This window comes from Pseudomonas sp. NPDC079086, assembly GCF_044542155.1.
Taxonomy (GTDB): Bacteria; Pseudomonadota; Gammaproteobacteria; order Pseudomonadales; family Pseudomonadaceae; genus Aquipseudomonas.
This window is the reverse complement of sequence record NZ_JBITTY010000004.1, coordinates 3,279-19,424: the sequence shown is the minus strand read 5'-3', so window position 1 is coordinate 19,424 and position 16,146 is coordinate 3,279. Positions and strand designations below refer to the sequence as shown.

Annotated in this window: 26 protein-coding genes and 1 pseudogene; 1 reads left to right on the top strand and 26 read right to left on the bottom strand. The window is 56.4% G+C overall.

Features of this window, described 5'->3' with window-relative positions; genetic code table 11:
* Positions 1-17: 17 nt before the first annotated feature.
* Complete coding sequence (locus ACIGEK_RS18115) at positions 18-1,406, bottom strand: MFS transporter (protein ID WP_397494654.1); 1,389 nt, start codon at positions 1,404-1,406, stop codon at positions 18-20.
* Positions 1,407-1,541: 135 nt separating this feature from the next.
* Here ACIGEK_RS18115 and uvrA point away from each other — a divergent pair, with 135 nt between their 5' ends.
* Positions 1,542-4,376 (top strand): excinuclease ABC subunit UvrA, encoded by a 2,835-nt coding sequence (uvrA, locus tag ACIGEK_RS18110; RefSeq protein ID WP_397494653.1) that lies wholly within the window; start codon positions 1,542-1,544, stop codon positions 4,374-4,376.
* 55 nt (positions 4,377-4,431) lie between these two features.
* Here the strand turns inward: uvrA and bfr are convergent, their stop codons facing one another.
* The 25 genes and pseudogenes from bfr to ACIGEK_RS17985 form a co-directional block, all read right to left on the bottom strand.
* Complete coding sequence (bfr, locus tag ACIGEK_RS18105) at positions 4,432-4,896, bottom strand: bacterioferritin (RefSeq protein ID WP_397494652.1); 465 nt, start codon at positions 4,894-4,896, stop codon at positions 4,432-4,434.
* Between the two features lie 159 nt (positions 4,897-5,055).
* The gene (gene rplQ, locus ACIGEK_RS18100) at positions 5,056-5,442 is read right to left on the bottom strand and encodes a 50S ribosomal protein L17 (RefSeq protein ID WP_069519894.1); all 387 of its coding nucleotides are present in this window, start codon (positions 5,440-5,442) and stop codon (positions 5,056-5,058) included.
* Between the two features lie 42 nt (positions 5,443-5,484).
* Positions 5,485-6,486, bottom strand: coding sequence for a DNA-directed RNA polymerase subunit alpha (locus ACIGEK_RS18095; RefSeq protein ID WP_397494651.1), 1,002 nt, complete (start codon positions 6,484-6,486; stop codon positions 5,485-5,487).
* 22 nt (positions 6,487-6,508) lie between these two features.
* The gene (gene rpsD, locus ACIGEK_RS18090) at positions 6,509-7,129 is read right to left on the bottom strand and encodes a 30S ribosomal protein S4 (protein ID WP_160016246.1); all 621 of its coding nucleotides are present in this window, start codon (positions 7,127-7,129) and stop codon (positions 6,509-6,511) included.
* Positions 7,130-7,146: 17 nt separating this feature from the next.
* Positions 7,147-7,536, bottom strand: a complete 390-nt coding sequence (gene rpsK / locus ACIGEK_RS18085) for a 30S ribosomal protein S11 (protein ID WP_013789773.1) — start codon at positions 7,534-7,536, stop codon at positions 7,147-7,149.
* A gap of 30 nt (positions 7,537-7,566) precedes the next feature.
* A complete protein-coding gene (gene rpsM, locus ACIGEK_RS18080) occupies positions 7,567-7,923 on the bottom strand; it encodes a 30S ribosomal protein S13 (RefSeq protein ID WP_090377333.1) in 357 nt (118 codons plus the stop codon).
* Positions 7,924-8,054: 131 nt separating this feature from the next.
* Positions 8,055-8,171 carry a 50S ribosomal protein L36 gene (gene rpmJ / locus ACIGEK_RS18075; protein WP_046788135.1) on the bottom strand — a complete coding sequence of 39 codons (117 nt, stop codon included), beginning with the start codon at positions 8,169-8,171 and terminating at the stop codon, positions 8,055-8,057.
* A 26-nt stretch (positions 8,172-8,197) separates the two neighbouring features.
* Positions 8,198-9,526, bottom strand: coding sequence for a preprotein translocase subunit SecY (gene secY / locus ACIGEK_RS18070; RefSeq protein WP_296218083.1), 1,329 nt, complete (start codon positions 9,524-9,526; stop codon positions 8,198-8,200).
* Positions 9,527-9,961, bottom strand: a complete 435-nt coding sequence (rplO, locus tag ACIGEK_RS18065) for a 50S ribosomal protein L15 (protein ID WP_090243121.1) — start codon at positions 9,959-9,961, stop codon at positions 9,527-9,529. It lies immediately after the preceding gene.
* 3 nt (positions 9,962-9,964) lie between these two features.
* Positions 9,965-10,144 (bottom strand): 50S ribosomal protein L30, encoded by a 180-nt coding sequence (gene rpmD, locus ACIGEK_RS18060; protein ID WP_079204534.1) that lies wholly within the window; start codon positions 10,142-10,144, stop codon positions 9,965-9,967.
* Between the two features lie 2 nt (positions 10,145-10,146).
* Positions 10,147-10,647 (bottom strand): 30S ribosomal protein S5, encoded by a 501-nt coding sequence (gene rpsE / locus ACIGEK_RS18055; protein ID WP_090255789.1) that lies wholly within the window; start codon positions 10,645-10,647, stop codon positions 10,147-10,149.
* A 3-nt stretch (positions 10,648-10,650) separates the two neighbouring features.
* Positions 10,651-11,001 (bottom strand): 50S ribosomal protein L18, encoded by a 351-nt coding sequence (gene rplR / locus ACIGEK_RS18050; protein WP_397494650.1) that lies wholly within the window; start codon positions 10,999-11,001, stop codon positions 10,651-10,653.
* A gap of 10 nt (positions 11,002-11,011) precedes the next feature.
* Entirely contained in the window at positions 11,012-11,545 is a 534-nt protein-coding gene (gene rplF / locus ACIGEK_RS18045; RefSeq protein ID WP_397494649.1) for a 50S ribosomal protein L6, read from the bottom strand.
* Between the two features lie 12 nt (positions 11,546-11,557).
* Positions 11,558-11,950, bottom strand: a complete 393-nt coding sequence (gene rpsH, locus ACIGEK_RS18040) for a 30S ribosomal protein S8 (RefSeq protein ID WP_069519903.1) — start codon at positions 11,948-11,950, stop codon at positions 11,558-11,560.
* 183 nt (positions 11,951-12,133) lie between these two features.
* Positions 12,134-12,439 (bottom strand): 30S ribosomal protein S14, encoded by a 306-nt coding sequence (gene rpsN, locus ACIGEK_RS18035; protein WP_090243102.1) that lies wholly within the window; start codon positions 12,437-12,439, stop codon positions 12,134-12,136.
* Between the two features lie 13 nt (positions 12,440-12,452).
* The gene (gene rplE, locus ACIGEK_RS18030) at positions 12,453-12,992 is read right to left on the bottom strand and encodes a 50S ribosomal protein L5 (RefSeq protein ID WP_397494648.1); all 540 of its coding nucleotides are present in this window, start codon (positions 12,990-12,992) and stop codon (positions 12,453-12,455) included.
* A gap of 20 nt (positions 12,993-13,012) precedes the next feature.
* A complete protein-coding gene (rplX, locus tag ACIGEK_RS18025) occupies positions 13,013-13,327 on the bottom strand; it encodes a 50S ribosomal protein L24 (protein WP_008374158.1) in 315 nt (104 codons plus the stop codon).
* Between the two features lie 11 nt (positions 13,328-13,338).
* A complete protein-coding gene (gene rplN / locus ACIGEK_RS18020) occupies positions 13,339-13,707 on the bottom strand; it encodes a 50S ribosomal protein L14 (RefSeq protein WP_014854220.1) in 369 nt (122 codons plus the stop codon).
* A 23-nt stretch (positions 13,708-13,730) separates the two neighbouring features.
* Positions 13,731-13,997, bottom strand: coding sequence for a 30S ribosomal protein S17 (rpsQ, locus tag ACIGEK_RS18015; protein ID WP_090255823.1), 267 nt, complete (start codon positions 13,995-13,997; stop codon positions 13,731-13,733).
* A gap of 2 nt (positions 13,998-13,999) precedes the next feature.
* Positions 14,000-14,191, bottom strand: a complete 192-nt coding sequence (rpmC, locus tag ACIGEK_RS18010) for a 50S ribosomal protein L29 (RefSeq protein ID WP_002555481.1) — start codon at positions 14,189-14,191, stop codon at positions 14,000-14,002.
* Positions 14,191-14,604 (bottom strand): 50S ribosomal protein L16, encoded by a 414-nt coding sequence (gene rplP, locus ACIGEK_RS18005; RefSeq protein WP_090255798.1) that lies wholly within the window; start codon positions 14,602-14,604, stop codon positions 14,191-14,193. The genes rpmC and rplP overlap by 1 nt, the downstream gene beginning before the upstream one ends.
* A gap of 12 nt (positions 14,605-14,616) precedes the next feature.
* A complete protein-coding gene (rpsC, locus tag ACIGEK_RS18000; protein ID WP_069519907.1) occupies positions 14,617-15,303 on the bottom strand; it encodes a 30S ribosomal protein S3 in 687 nt (228 codons plus the stop codon).
* A gap of 13 nt (positions 15,304-15,316) precedes the next feature.
* Positions 15,317-15,649, bottom strand: a complete 333-nt coding sequence (gene rplV / locus ACIGEK_RS17995) for a 50S ribosomal protein L22 (protein WP_003210077.1) — start codon at positions 15,647-15,649, stop codon at positions 15,317-15,319.
* 11 nt (positions 15,650-15,660) lie between these two features.
* Positions 15,661-15,936: a 30S ribosomal protein S19 gene (gene rpsS, locus ACIGEK_RS17990; protein ID WP_010486981.1), complete on the bottom strand. Its 276-nt coding sequence runs from the start codon at positions 15,934-15,936 to the stop codon at positions 15,661-15,663.
* Positions 15,937-15,952: 16 nt separating this feature from the next.
* Positions 15,953-16,146: pseudogene (locus ACIGEK_RS17985) on the bottom strand (50S ribosomal protein L2); the annotation flags it as partial.

The window sequence follows — 16,146 nt, the reverse complement described above, 5'->3', positions numbered from 1 at the left end:
AACGTTCTCCTAGGCTTTCAGCACGCCACCGGCACCGGCTCTATGAGGCGCTCGAGGGACGTGCGGTCCAATTGTTGAATATCCACTTTGATATAGATGGCGGCTTCGTCGCGCACCACTATGGCATCCGCCACTCCGGGCACAGCCTGTAAACGCTCGGCCAACCCCGCCTCTTGCAACGCCGCAGCTGAAAGCGGCAGACGCAGGCTGGTGACATACGGCGGTTCGCGCATAGTAACAGCAAAGGCCAGCCAAAAAAGAGCCAGCACAGCGCAGCCCGCAAACACACCCGACAGGCTGTAGTGCTGATACAGCCAGCCACCGAGGATGCCGCCAATGGCCGCACCGAGGAACTGACTGGTGGAATACACGCCCATCGCCGTGCCTTTGCCGCCCGCCGGGGCAACCTTGCTGATCAACGATGGCAGCGAGGCTTCCAGCAGGTTGAACGCGGTGAAAAACACCACCGTGCCCAGCACCAGCGCGCGCAGGCTAGTGCCGAACCACCAGAAGAACAGCTCACACAGCAGCAGCACCGTCACCGCGCCGAGCAGCACATGCTTCATCCGGCGTTTTTTCTCGCCATAAATGATAAACGGCACCATGCCGAAGAAGCCAACCAGCAGCGCGGTCAGATAGACCCACCAATGCTCTTCCTTGGCCAGGCCGCCCTGCTCTACCAGCGCCAGTGGCAGGGCAATAAAGCTGGCCATCAGAATCGCGTGCAACACCAGAATGCCGAAATCTAGACGCAGCAGATCGGTGTGTTTGAGCGTCGGCAGTAGCGCCTGCTTGCTCACACCGGACTCGCGATGCTGCAACGGACCGGCAGAACCTGGCACCAATCCGGCGACGATAACAATACCAAGCAGGGCCATGGCTGCAGTTGCGAGAAACAGGCCCGACAGACCATAGGCACGGGTCAGCAGCGGGCCAACCACCATCGCTACGGCAAAGGACAAGCCGATGCTCATGCCGATCATCGCCATGGCTTTGGTGCGGTGCTGCTCGCGGGTCAGATCAGACAGCAACGCCATCACTGCTGCCGAAATCGCCCCAGCGCCCTGCAGAATACGCCCGGCAATCACCCCATAGATGGAATCAGCATTGGCCGCCAGCAGGCTGCCGCCGGCAAAAATCAGCAGGCCGACATAGATCACCGGCCGCCGACCAATGCGGTCACTGAGCATGCCGAACGGAATTTGCAGAAACGCCTGAGTCAACCCGTAGGCACCGATGGCTAGGCCGATCAGCGCTGGCGTGCTGCCCTGCAACTCCATGCCATAGGTTGCCAGCACTGGCAGCACCATAAACATACCGAGCATGCGGAACGCAAAGACCAACGCCAGACCACCGGCTGCGCGGGTTTCACTGCCGCTCATGCGCTCGCTGTGCGGATCATGCATGGGAAATGCCCTGTCGAAATAGGCGGCGATTCTATCAGCACTCAATGAGCGCGGCACAGCAGTGACGCTTTGCCGCGCCCGCCTCCCGAGCCGTATACTCGGTGGTTTTCCGCCCGCCATGCGAGGCCGCTGTTTGTGGACAAGATTCTGATCCGGGGTGCACGCACCCATAACCTGAAAAACATCGACCTGACCCTGCCACGCGACAAGTTGATCGTGATCACCGGCCTGTCCGGCTCCGGCAAGTCGTCCCTGGCCTTCGACACCCTCTACGCCGAGGGTCAGCGCCGCTATGTCGAGTCGCTGTCGGCCTACGCTCGGCAGTTTCTGTCGATGATGGAAAAGCCCGACGTTGACACCATCGAAGGCCTGTCACCGGCGATCTCCATCGAGCAGAAATCCACCTCGCACAACCCGCGCTCCACCGTCGGCACCATCACCGAAATCTACGACTACCTGCGCCTGCTCTACGCCCGCGCCGGCATTCCACGCTGCCCGGACCATGATCTGCCGCTAGAAGCGCAGACCGTCAGCCAGATGGTCGATCAGGTACTCGCCCTACCCGAAGGCAGCAAGCTGATGTTGCTTGCGCCAGTGATTCGCGAGCGCAAAGGCGAACATCTGGCGATCTTCGACGAACTGCGCGCCCAGGGCTTTGTGCGCGTACGTGTCAACGGCAAGATTTACGAGCTGGACGAACTGCCGAAACTCGACAAGCAGAAGAAACACAGCATCGATGCCGTGGTTGACCGCTTCAAGGCGCGCGGCGATCTGCAGCAGCGCCTGGCCGAATCCTTTGAGACCGCACTGAAACTGGCGGATGGCCTAGCATTGATCGCACCGATGGAGGGTGAGGAAGGCGAAGAGATCATCTTCTCCGCACGCTTCGCCTGCCCGGTGTGCGGCCACTCGATCAGCGAGCTGGAACCCAAGCTGTTCTCCTTCAACAACCCGGCTGGCGCCTGCCCGACCTGCGACGGCCTGGGCGTAAAGCAGTTCTTTGACATTAAACGCCTGGTGAACGGCGAGATGACTTTGGCCGAGGGCGCTATCCGCGGCTGGGACCGGCGCAACGTCTATTACTTCCAGATGCTCGGCTCCCTCGCCGCACATTACGGTTTCAGCCTAGAAGTACCGTTCGACGAGCTCAGCGCCGAGCACCAGAAGTGCATCCTGTTCGGCAGCGGCACGCAGAACGTTGACTTCAAGTACCTCAACGACCGTGGCGATATCGTCAAGCGCTCGCACCCTTTCGAAGGCATCGTGCCGAACCTGGAGCGACGCTACCGCGAAACCGAATCCACCAGCGTGCGCGAAGAGCTGGCCAAGTTCCTCAGCACCCAAGCCTGCCAGGATTGCCGCGGCACCCGCCTGCGCCGGGAAGCACGGCACGTATGGGTTGGCGAGAAAACCCTGCCCGCGGTCAGTGGTATGCCGATTGGCGATGCCACCGAGTACTTCGGCAGCCTGAGCTTGCCAGGACGACGTGGCGAAATCGCCGAGAAGATCCTCAAGGAAATCCGCGAACGCCTGCAGTTTCTGGTCAACGTCGGTCTGGATTACCTGACCCTCGACCGCAGCGCCGACACGCTGTCGGGCGGCGAGGCCCAGCGCATTCGCTTGGCCAGCCAGATTGGCGCCGGCCTGGTCGGGGTCATGTATATCCTTGACGAGCCAAGCATCGGCCTACATCAACGCGACAATGAGCGCCTGCTCGGCACCCTGCGCCACCTACGCGACATCGGCAATACGGTGATCGTGGTCGAGCACGATGAGGACGCCATTCGCATGGCCGACTACGTGGTCGATATCGGCCCGGGTGCCGGCGTGCATGGCGGGCAGATCGTCGCCCAGGGCACAGCCGCCGAAGTCATGGCCCACCCTGATTCGCTGACCGGCAAATACCTCTCTGGGCGCGTGAAAATTGCCGTACCGGCGAAGCGCACGCCACGAGACAAAAAGCTCTCGCTGAAGATCAAAGGGGCACGCGGCAACAACCTGCGCAATGTCGATCTGGAAATCCCGATTGGTCTGCTCACCTGCGTCACCGGCGTATCTGGCTCGGGCAAGTCGACACTGATCAACAACACCCTGTTCCCGCTCAGCGCCACAGCACTGAATGGCGCCACTACCCTGGAAGCAGCGGCTCACGACAGTATCGACGGCCTGCAGCACTTGGATAAGGTGGTTGACATCGACCAGAGCCCGATTGGCCGCACACCGCGCTCCAACCCCGCCACATACACCGGGTTATTTACCCCGATTCGCGAGCTGTTTGCCGGCGTGCCGGAGTCACGCTCGCGCGGTTACGGCCCGGGGCGCTTTAGCTTTAACGTCAAGGGCGGGCGCTGCGAGGCCTGCCAGGGCGACGGCCTGATCAAAGTGGAAATGCACTTTTTGCCGGACATCTACGTACCCTGCGACGTGTGCAAGAGTAAGCGCTATAACCGCGAAACCCTGGAAGTAAAATACAAGGGCAAAAGCATCACCGAAGTCCTCGACATGACCATCGAGGAAGCGCGGGTATTCTTCGACGCCGTTCCGGCTCTGGCGCGCAAGCTGCAGACATTGATGGATGTCGGCCTGTCCTATATCAAGCTAGGGCAGAGCGCGACCACCCTGTCTGGCGGCGAGGCGCAGCGGGTTAAGCTGAGCCGTGAGCTGAGCAAACGCGACACGGGCAAGACCCTGTATATCCTCGACGAGCCGACCACAGGCCTGCACTTCGCGGATATCCAGCAACTGCTCGACGTACTGCACCGCCTGCGCGACCACGGCAACACTGTGGTGGTGATCGAGCACAACCTGGACGTGATCAAGACTGCCGACTGGCTGGTGGATCTCGGCCCGGAAGGCGGCTCCAAGGGCGGTCAGATCATCGCTGTCGGCACCCCGGAAGAAGTCGCCGAGATGCCGCAGTCGCACACTGGCTACTTCCTCAAGCCGCTGCTGGAACGTGATCGAGACTAATCCCGCCCCAAGAAAAAGCCCCGCAGTAGCGGGGCTTTTTTTGACCACTGAACGCTTACATCTGCGCCTGCAGATAGTTCTCCAGGCCGATCCGACCGATCAAGCCAAGCTGAACTTCCAGCCAATAAGCGTGATCCTCTTCGGTGTCCTTGAGCTGCACTAGCAGGATGTCGCGGGTCTGGTAATCCTGATGCTGCTCGCACAGCGCGATGCCTTTGCTCAGCGCGGCACGAACGTGATATTCCAGCGCCAGATCAAGCTTGAGCATCTCCGGCACGCTCTGTCCGAAACAGAAGCTATCAGGAACCATATCCGGCGTACCTTCAAGAAATAGAATGCGCTTGAGGATGGCATCAGCGTGCTGAGTCTCCTCTTCCATTTCATGGTTAATACGTTCGTACAACTTGCTGAATCCCCAGTCTTCATACAGACGCGAATGCACGAAGTACTGATCACGAGCGGCCAGCTCGCCCTTGAGCAGCAGCTTGAGGTAATCGATAACTTCTACGTGGCCTTTCATGGGTATTTTCCTTAACAAACATCCAACATGAGCTAATGCTGGCCGTCCACAGCCAGCGGGTCAAGCCCACTGCCACAGAGGCCATGGCAACGCCACGACAGGCTTATTCCAGCCATAAAAAAACCGGGCCAAGGCCCGGTTTTTCGTACAACCTACGACTTACTCAGCGTCTACAGCTGCACCAGCGACCGGACGGTCAACCAGCTCAACATAAGCCATTGGAGCATTGTCGCCAGTACGGAAACCGCACTTGAGGATACGCAGGTAACCGCCCTGACGGGTGGCGTAGCGCTTGCCCAGGTCGTTAAACAGCTTGCCAACGATAGCTTTCGAACGAGTACGGTCGAAGGCCAGACGACGATTGGCAACGCTGTCTTCTTTAGCCAGAGTAATCAGCGGCTCGGCAACGCGACGCAGCTCTTTGGCTTTCGGCAGAGTAGTTTTGATCAGCTCGTGCTCGAACAGCGATACCGCCATGTTCTGGAACATGGCCTTGCGGTGTGCGCTGGTGCGGCTAAGGTGACGGCCACTTTTACGATGACGCATGGTTCAATTCCTTACCAAACTCACGTTCGGTGATGATGACGATCAGGCAGTCGCCTTATCGTCTTTCTTCAGACTTGCCGGCGGCCAGTTGTCGAGGCGCATACCGAGGGACAGACCGCGAGAAGCCAGAACATCCTTGATTTCAGTCAGGGATTTCTTGCCCAGGTTCGGCGTTTTCAACAGTTCTACTTCGGTGCGCTGAATCAGATCGCCGATGTAGTAAATGTTCTCTGCCTTGAGGCAGTTAGCCGAACGTACAGTCAGTTCCAGGTCATCAACCGGACGGAGGAGGATCGGATCGATCTCATCTTCCTGCTCGATAACAACAGGCTCGCTGTCACCTTTGAGGTCGACGAACGCAGCCAACTGCTGTTGCAGAATGGTTGCAGCGCGGCGAATAGCCTCTTCAGGGTCCAGAGTACCGTTGGTCTCCAGGTCAATAACCAGCTTGTCCAGGTTAGTACGCTGCTCAACACGAGCGTTTTCCACCACGTACGACACACGGCGTACCGGGCTGAACGAAGCATCCAGCTGCAAGCGACCAATGCTGCGGCTTTCATCTTCATCGCTCTGACGAGCATCAGCCGGCTCATAGCCGCGACCACGAGCTATGGTGAGCTTCATGTTCAGCGCGCCAGTGGAAGCCATGTTGGCGATTACGTGGTCGCCATTGACGATTTCGACATCGTGATCCAGCTGAATATCGGCAGCGGTAACTACGCCCGAGCCCTTCTTCGCCAGAGTCAACGTCACTTCGTCACGACCGTGCAGTTTGACAGCCAGACCTTTCAGGTTGAGCAGGATTTCAATGACGTCTTCCTGAACACCTTCGATGGCGCTGTACTCATGGAGTACACCGTCAATCTCGGCCTCGACTACTGCACAGCCAGGCATGGAGGACAACAGGATGCGACGCAGCGCGTTGCCCAGGGTATGGCCAAAGCCACGCTCGAGAGGCTCGAGAGTGATCTTGGCGCGGGTCGAACTGACCACCTGCACATCAATGTGACGGGGGGTCAGGAATTCATTTACCGAAATCTGCATGGATGCACCTATTTTCTAGCCCTTACTTGGAGTAGAGCTCGACAATCAGGCTTTCGTTGATGTCAGCGGAAAGATCACTGCGCGCCGGGACGTTTTTGAACACGCCAGACTTCTTCTCAGTGTCTACTTCTACCCATTCAACGCGGCCACGCTGGGCACACAGCTCAAGAGCTTGAACAATGCGCAGCTGATTCTTCGATTTCTCGCGGACTGCAACCACGTCGCCAGCTTTAACCTGGTAGGACGGTACGTTGACAGTTTTACCGTTTACGCTGATCGACTTGTGCGATACCAGCTGACGGGATTCAGCGCGAGTTGCGCCGTAGCCCATGCGGTAAACCACGTTATCCAGACGGCACTCGAGCAGTTGCAGCAGGTTCTCACCAGTAGCGCCTTTCTTGCCGGCAGCTTCTTTGTAATAACCGCTGAATTGACGCTCAAGCACACCGTAGATACGACGAACTTTTTGCTTCTCACGCAGCTGGGTGCCGTAGTCGGACTGACGGCCACGGCGCTGACCGTGAATACCTGGGGCTGCTTCGATGTTGCACTTCGATTCCAGAGCGCGTACACCGCTTTTCAGGAAAAGATCTGTGCCTTCACGACGAGACAGTTTGCATTTGGGACCAATGTAACGAGCCATTTCTCACTGTCTCCTGATTACACGCGACGCTTCTTCGAAGGACGGCACCCGTTATGCGGGATGGGCGTCACATCGGTGATGCTGGCGATCTTATAGCCACAGCCGTTCAATGCACGGACAGCGGACTCACGACCCGGACCTGGACCCTTGACGTTAACGTCGAGGTTCTTCAGACCGTATTCCAGCGCAGCTTGACCAGCACGTTCTGCAGCCACCTGGGCGGCGAACGGGGTGCTTTTACGCGAGCCGCGGAAACCCGAACCACCAGAGGTAGCCCAGGACAGGGCGTTGCCCTGACGGTCAGTAATGGTCACGATTGTGTTGTTGAAAGAGGCGTGGATGTGGGCGATGCCATCAACCACCGTCTTTTTGACTTTCTTACGAGTACGAGCAGCAGGTTTTGCCATGACTAGATTCCTGTCGATGCGCGAATGCGATTACTTGCGGATCGGCTTACGCGGGCCCTTACGGGTACGCGCGTTGGTCTTGGTACGCTGACCGCGGACCGGAAGACCACGACGATGACGCAGGCCGCGATAGCAACCCAGGTCCATCAAGCGCTTGATTTTCATGTTCACTTCACGACGCAGGTCGCCTTCGGTATTCACCTTGGCTACTTCGCCACGCAGCTGCTCGATCTGCTCATCAGAGAGATCTTTGATCTTTGCAGCCGGATTAACGCCGGCGGCAGCACAGACTTTCTGTGCAGTTGTGCGACCAACACCATAGATGTAGGTCAACGAGATAACAGTGTGCTTGTTATCCGGAATGTTAACGCCTGCAATACGGGCCATTCAGTGGAACTCCAATTGACAGCTACCTACGCCCCGGAAGCCAAGAAATAGGGCGCAAGATATTAGCGCTGTAGAAACAAATAATCAACCCGGCAGCGCACTAGCTGCCGGGTTTGTCACTTCACTCACACTCAGCCTTGGCGCTGTTTGTGACGCGGCTCCGAGCTGCAAATAACGCGAACAACACCTTCGCGACGGATAATCTTGCAGTTACGGCACAGCTTTTTCACCGATGCACGAACTTTCATCACCAACTCCTCGAACCTTATGGACTTCAGCGCAGCATGCCGCTGCCGTAGCCCTTCAGGTTGGCTTTCTTCATCAGGGATTCGTACTGGTGCGAAACGAGGTGCGATTGTACTTGCGACATAAAGTCCATCACAACCACTACCACAATCAGCAACGAGGTCCCGCCAAGATAGAACGGTACGTTGGCAGCCACCACCAGAAACTGGGGCAACAAGCATACGGCCGTCATGTACAGAGCACCGAACATGGTCAAGCGAGTCAACACGCCATCGATATAGCGCGCAGATTGCTCACCGGGACGGATACCCGGAATAAAGGCACCGGACTTCTTCAGGTTCTCCGCTACGTCTTTCGGGTTGAACATCAGCGCTGTATAGAAGAAGCAGAAGAAAACGATCCCTGCACTAAACAGCAAAATGTTCAACGGCTGACCAGGAGCGATAGCCTGTGAAATATCCTGCAGCCAGCCCATACCTTCAGACTGACCAAACCAGGCACCCAGCGAAGCCGGGAATAACAGAAGGCTGCTGGCGAAAATAGCCGGGATAACCCCCGCCATGTTCACCTTCAACGGCAAGTGGCTAGTCTGCGCCGCAAAGACCTTACGGCCTTGCTGACGCTTGGCGTAGTGCACCGCAATGCGACGCTGACCACGCTCAATGAACACCACGAAACCGATAATCGCTACTGCCAGCAAACCGATGGCGATCAGGGCAAAGATATTGATATCACCCTGGCGAGCAGACTCGAAAGACTGCCCAATCGCCGACGGCAGACCGGCTACGATGCCTGCAAAGATCAGCATCGAAATACCGTTGCCAACACCACGCTCGGTAATTTGCTCGCCCAGCCACATCATGAACATCGCACCCGCCACAAACGTGGTGACTGCAACGAAGTGGAAGCCGAAATCAACCGAAAACGCTACGCCCTGACTGGCCAGACCAACGGACATACCGATAGCTTGGACAAATGCCAGGACGAGGGTGCCGTAGCGGGTGTACTGGCTAATCTTGCGACGGCCAGCTTCACCTTCCTTCTTCAACTGCTCCAGCTGCGGGCTAACAGCGGTCATGAGCTGCATGATGATCGATGCCGAAATGTACGGCATGATCCCCAGTGCAAAAATGCTCATACGCTCCAGCGCGCCGCCGGAAAACATGTTGAACAAGCTAAGAATGGTCCCCTCATTCTGTCGAAACAGGTCCGCCAGCCGGTCCGGGTTGATGCCTGGAACTGGGATGTGTGCACCTATCCGATAGACGATGATCGCCATGAACAGAAAGCGCAAACGAGCCCAGAGTTCGGACAACCCGCCATTGCTGAGCGCTGAGAGAGCACCTTGCTTAGCCATTTATTCCTCGAACTTACCGCCAGCTGCTTCGATAGCCGCGCGCGCACCTTTGGTGACGGCGATACCTTTAAGGGTGACTGCCTGAGTAACTTCACCGGACAGCATGACTTTCACACGCTGCACGTTTTGGTTGATCAGGTTGGCATCCTTCAGCGACTGCAGAGTAACAATGCCGCCTTCGATTTTATTCAGCTCGGAGGTACGCACTTGTGCGCGATCCATAGCTTTCAAAGAAACGAAGCCGAACTTAGGCAGACGGCGGTGCAGAGGCTGCTGACCGCCTTCGAAACCCGGAGCAATGGTGCCACCGGAGCGGGAGGTCTGACCTTTGTGGCCGCGGCCACCAGTCTTACCCAAACCGCTACCGATACCACGGCCCGGACGGTGCTTCTCGCGACGGGAACCCGGCGCAGGACTCAAATCGTTCAGGTACATGAATTAACCCTCGACTCGCAGCATGTAGTAAGCCTTGTTGATCATCCCGCGATTCTCGGGAGTATCCAGTACTTCTACGGTGTGACCGATGCGACGCAGACCCAGACCCTTAACGCAGAGCTTATGGTTGGGGATACGGCCGGTCATGCTTTTGATCAGCGTGACTTTTACGGTATTAGCCATGATTAGAGAATCTCCTCGACGCTCTTGCCACGCTTAGCCGCAACAGAACCTGGCGACTGCATAGCTTTCAAACCTTTGAAAGTGGCGTACACCACGTTCACTGGGTTAGTCGAGCCGTAGCACTTAGCCAGAACGTTCTGCACGCCAGCCACTTCCAGAACGGCACGCATAGCGCCGCCGGCGATGATGCCGGTACCTTCAGAAGCAGGCTGCATGTACACCTTGGAGGCGCCATGAGCAGACTTCATTGCGTACTGCAGAGTTGTGCCGTTCAGATCAACCTGGATCATGTTGCGACGAGCAGCTTCCATCGCCTTCTGGATGGCAGCAGGCACTTCACGGGATTTGCCACGGCCGAAACCGACGCGACCCTTACCATCACCCACCACGGTCAACGCGGTGAAAGTGAAGATACGGCCACCCTTAACGGTCTTGGCAACGCGGTTAACCTGTACCAGCTTCTCGATATAGCCTTCGTCGCGCTTTTGGTCGTTATTTGCCATAACTTAGAACTCCAGCCCGCCTTCACGAGCAGCATCAGCCAGCGCCTTGACGCGGCCGTGGTACTTGAAGCCAGAACGGTCGAATGCAACCTGAGTTACACCAGCGGCTTTCGCACGCTCGGCAACCAGCCCACCAACTTTCTTGGCCGCGTCGATGTTGCCAGTGGCCCCATCACGCAGTGCTTTGTCCAAGGTAGAGGCGCTGGCCAGAACCTTGCTGCCGTCGGCCGAAATGACCTGGGCATAGATGTGCTGCGAAGAGCGATACACGCAGAGACGCACGGCTTCGAGCTCGTGCATTTTCAGGCGTGCTTTGCGAGCGCGACGCAGTCGAGTAACTTTTTTGTCGGTCATTTGCTATGCCCTACTTCTTCTTGGCTTCTTTACGGCGGACGACTTCGTCAGCGTAACGAACACCTTTGCCCTTATAAGGTTCAGGACGACGGAAGTCACGAATCTCCGCAGCGACCTGACCAACCAGTTGTTTGTCGACACCCTTGATCAGGATCTCGGTCTGGTTCGGGGTTTCAGCAACTACACCGTCCGGCAACTCATAGTCGATCGGATGGGAGAAGCCGAGAGCGAGGTTCAGCACCTGACCTTTGGCTTGCGCTTTGTAACCAACACCAACCAGCTGCAGCTTACGCTCGAAGCCAGTGCTAACACCGATCACCATATTGTTGACCAGGGCGCGAGTGGTACCGGCCATTGCACGAGTCTGCTGATCGCCATTGCGAGCAGCGAAACGCAGCTCACCAGCTTCTTGCAGAACTTCAACGGACGAGTGAACGTTCAGTTCGAGAGTGCCCTTGGCACCCTTTACCGAAAGCTGTTGGCCGGCGAGTTTGACCTCAACACCAGCGGGCAGCTTTACGGGGTTCTTAGCAACGCGAGACATGCTTATCCCCCCTTAGAACACTGTGCAAAGCACTTCGCCGCCGACACCGGCAGCGCGCGCAGCGCGGTCCGTCATCACACCCTTGTTGGTGGAGACGATGGATACACCGAGACCGCCACGAACTTTCGGCAGATCATCGACGGATTTGTATTGGCGAAGGCCTGGACGGCTAACGCGCTTAACTTCTTCGATAACCGGACGGCCTTCGAAGTATTTCAGCTCGATGGACAGCTGCGGCTTAACTTCACCGCTGATCTGATAACCCGCAATATAACCTTCGTCTTTCAAAACTTTGGCTACAGCCACCTTCAACGTGGAAGACGGCATGCTTACGACGGACTTTTCAGCCATCTGGGCATTACGGATACGAGTTAGCATGTCCGCTAACGGGTCCTGCATACTCATGGGCTAGACGCTCCTGATACAAAAAGAATTAGCCTTGCGGCTACAGTCGCTGAGAATTCTGGGAAAAATTGAACCCAGGCTCAGGCGAGCCGAGCATTCTAGAGACTGATCAAAAATGAATCAAGCCCCAAAGGGGCCTGATTCACAGATAAGACAAAGCCGGCACTAGGCCGGCTTTGTTTTTTACCAGCTGGCTTTAACCAGACCTGGTACATCACCACGCATTGCAGCTTCACGCAGCTTGATACGCGACAGACCGAACTTGCGATAAACGCCGTGCGGACGACCGGTAATGCGGCAGCGATTACGCAGGCGCGAAGCGCTGGCGTCACGCGGCTGCTTCTGCAGCGCTACTTGTGCTTCCCAACGCGCTTCTGGACTGGCGTTCAGATCGGCGATGGTAGCTTTCAGCTCGGCACGCTTCTTAGCGTACTTGGCTACCGTTTGCTGACGCTTCAGCTCGCGGTTTTTCATGCTGGTTTTGGCCATGATCCAACTCCAATCAGTTGCGGAACGGGAATTTGAAAGCACGCAGCAAGGCGCGACCTTCATCATCCGTACGGGCAGTGGTGGTCAGGGTAATGTCCAGACCACGCAGAGCATCGATCTTGTCGTAGTCGATTTCCGGGAAGATGATCTGCTCTTTCACGCCCATGCTGTAGTTACCACGACCATCAAAGGACTTGGCATTCAGGCCGCGGAAGTCACGCACGCGCGGCAGGGAGATGGACAGCAGACGATCCAGGAACTCATACATCTTCTCGCGACGCAGAGTGACTTTGACGCCGATCGGCCAGCCCTCACGAACCTTGAAGCCTGCAATCGACTTACGGGCATGAGTCACAACGACTTTCTGACCGGTGATCTTTTCCAGGTCGGCAACAGCGTGCTCGATGATTTTCTTGTCACCGATTGCTTCGCCCAGGCCCATGTTAAGGGTGATCTTGGTGATGCGCGGAACTTCCATCACGTTAGCAAGCTTAAGTTCTTCCTTAAGCTTGGGAGCGATTTCTTTCCGGTAAATCTCTTTTAGTCGTGCCATGGTCTTCTACCTAGCAGTGTTCAAGCATCAACCGCTTTTTGGGTCGACTTGAAGACACGAATTTTTTTACCTTCTTCTACTTTGAAACCAACGCGATCAGCCTTGTTGGTTTCGCCATTGAAGATGGCCACGTTAGAAGCGTGCAGAGGCGCTTCTTTCTCGACGATACCGCCCTGAACGCCCGACATTGGGTTCGGCTTGGTATGGCGCTTCACCAGGTTGATCCCACCAACGACCAAACGGTCGTCAGCGAGAACCTTGAGCACCTTGCCACGCTTACCTTTGTCTTTACCGGCGATCACGATGATCTCGTCGTCACGACGAATCTTTTGCATGTCGGATCTCCTTAGAGCACTTCAGGGGCGAGCGAGACGATCTTCATGAACTTCTCATTACGAAGTTCACGAGTCACTGGCCCAAAAATACGAGTGCCAATTGGCTCTTGCTTGTTGTTCAGCAGAACAGCAGCGTTGCCATCAAAGCGAATGATCGAGCCATCAGGGCGACGAACGCCGTGACGAGTGCGGACTACAACAGCAGTCATCACTTGGCCTTTCTTCACTTTACCGCGCGGAATTGCTTCCTTAACGGTGACTTTGATGATGTCGCCGATGCCAGCATAACGGCGGTGCGAACCGCCCAGCACCTTGATACACATAACGCGACGAGCACCGCTGTTGTCAGCGACGTCGAGCATGGATTGAGTCTGAATCATATAATTTCTCCGACCCTTAGCCCTTAGACGTCCACTGCGCGTTCGAGGATCTCAACCAGCGCCCAAGACTTAGTCTTGGCAACGGGACGAGTTTCGCGAATGGAAACTTTGTCACCGATCTTGCTCTGGTTGGTTTCGTCGTGTGCGTGCAGCTTGGTCGAACGCTTGACATATTTACCGTAGATAGGGTGCTTAACGCGACGCTCGATCAATACGGTGATGGTCTTGTCCATCTTGTCGCTGACGACACGGCCGGTCAGCGTACGGACTGTTTTTTCGGCTTCAGCCATGATCACTTACCTGCCTGCTGGTTGAGCACAGTTTTCACACGAGCGATGTCGCGCTTAACTTGCGAGAGCAGGTGAGACTGCCCCAACTGGCCAGTTGCTTTCTGCATACGCAGATTGAACTGGTCGCGCAGCAGGCCGAGCAGTTGCTCGTTCAGCTGCTGTGCTGATTTTTCACGAAGTTCATTCGCCTTCATCACATCACCGTCCGCTTAACAAAAGTGGTGGCGAGCGGCAGCTTTGCAGCAGCCAGGGCAAAAGCCTCACGCGCCAACTCTTCGGAAACGCCTTCGATCTCATACAGGACTTTGCCTGGCTGGATCTGGGCTACCCAATATTCAACGCTACCCTTCCCTTTACCCATCCGCACTTCAAGAGGCTTCTTGGAGATCGGCTTGTCCGGGAAGACGCGAATCCAGATTTTCCCGCCACGCTTAACGTGACGAGTCAGAGCACGACGAGCGGACTCAATCTGACGGGCGGTGAGACGACCGCGGGCAACAGACTTCAGAGCAAATTCGCCGAAGCTGACTTTGCTACCGCGCTGAGCCAGACCACGGTTGTGGCCGGTCATCTGCTTACGGAACTTCGTACGCTTTGGTTGCAACATTTTGCGTACTCCTTACTTAGCAGCTTTTTTACGAGGCGCAGGCGCTTGGGGTTTCAGCTCTTCTTTAAGGCCACCAATAACTTCGCCTTTGAAGATCCAAACCTTGACACCGATCACACCGTAAGTGGTGTGCGCTTCGTACGTGGCATAGTCGATATCGGCACGCAGGGTGTGCAACGGCACACGACCTTCGCGATACCATTCGGTACGTGCAATTTCAGCACCGCCGAGACGACCGCTCACTTGGATTTTGATGCCCTTGGCACCAATGCGCATGGCGTTCTGTACAGCGCGTTTCATAGCGCGACGGAACATCACACGACGCTCCAGCTGCTGAGCTACGCTCTGCGCAACCAGCATACCGTCGAGCTCCGGCTTGCGGATCTCTTCGATATTGATGTGCACAGGCACACCCATTTGCTTGGTCAGGTCCTGACGCAGTTTCTCAACATCTTCACCTTTCTTACCGATAACGATACCGGGACGAGCGGTGTGGATGGTGATACGTGCAGTTTGAGCCGGGCGAGCAATGTCGATACGGCTTACGGACGCGCTTTTTAGTTTGTCTTGGAGATACTCACGCACCTTCAGATCAGCGAACAAATAGTCCGCATAAGTCCGACCGCTGGCGTACCAGACGGAGGTGTGCTCCTTGACGATTCCCAGGCGAATGCCAATGGGATGTACTTTCTGACCCATCTGATCGACTCCGTTACTTGTCCGCAACCTTGACAGTGATATGGCAAGACCGCTTGACGATGCGATCAGCGCGGCCTTTGGCACGCGGCATGATGCGCTTCAGCGAACGCCCTTCGTTGACGAAAACGGTGCTGACCTTCAAGTCATCAACGTCTGCGCCTTCGTTGTGCTCGGCGTTGGCTACAGCCGACTCCAGCACTTTCTTGATGATCTCGGCGGCTTTCTTACTGCTGAAAGCCAGGAGGTTGAGCGCTTCGCCCACCTTCTTCCCACGAATCTGGTCGGCGACCAAGCGGGCTTTTTGGGCGGAGATGCGAGCGCCCGACAACTTAGCGGCTACTTCCATTTCCTAACCCCTTAACGCTTGGCTTTCTTGTCAGCCACGTGCCCACGATAGGTACGAGTGCCGGCAAATTCGCCCAGTTTGTGACCGACCATGTCTTCGTTCACGAGAACTGGGACATGTTGACGACCGTTATGTACAGCAATGGTCAGACCGACCATTTGTGGCAGGATCATCGAACGACGCGACCAGGTTTTCACCGGCTTGCGATCGTTCTTTTCCACCGCCACTTCGATCTTCTTCAGTAGGTGAAGATCAATAAAAGGACCTTTTTTCAGAGAACGTGGCACTGTCGTATCCCTCTATTTACTTGCGACGACGGACGATCATGTTGTCGGTGCGTTTGTTACCACGAGTCTTCGCGCCCTTCGTCGGGAAGCCCCATGGAGACACCGGATGACGACCACCAGAGGTACGACCTTCACCACCACCATGTGGGTGGTCAACCGGGTTCATGGCAACACCACGAACGGTTGGGCGAACGCCAGGGCAGCGTTTGG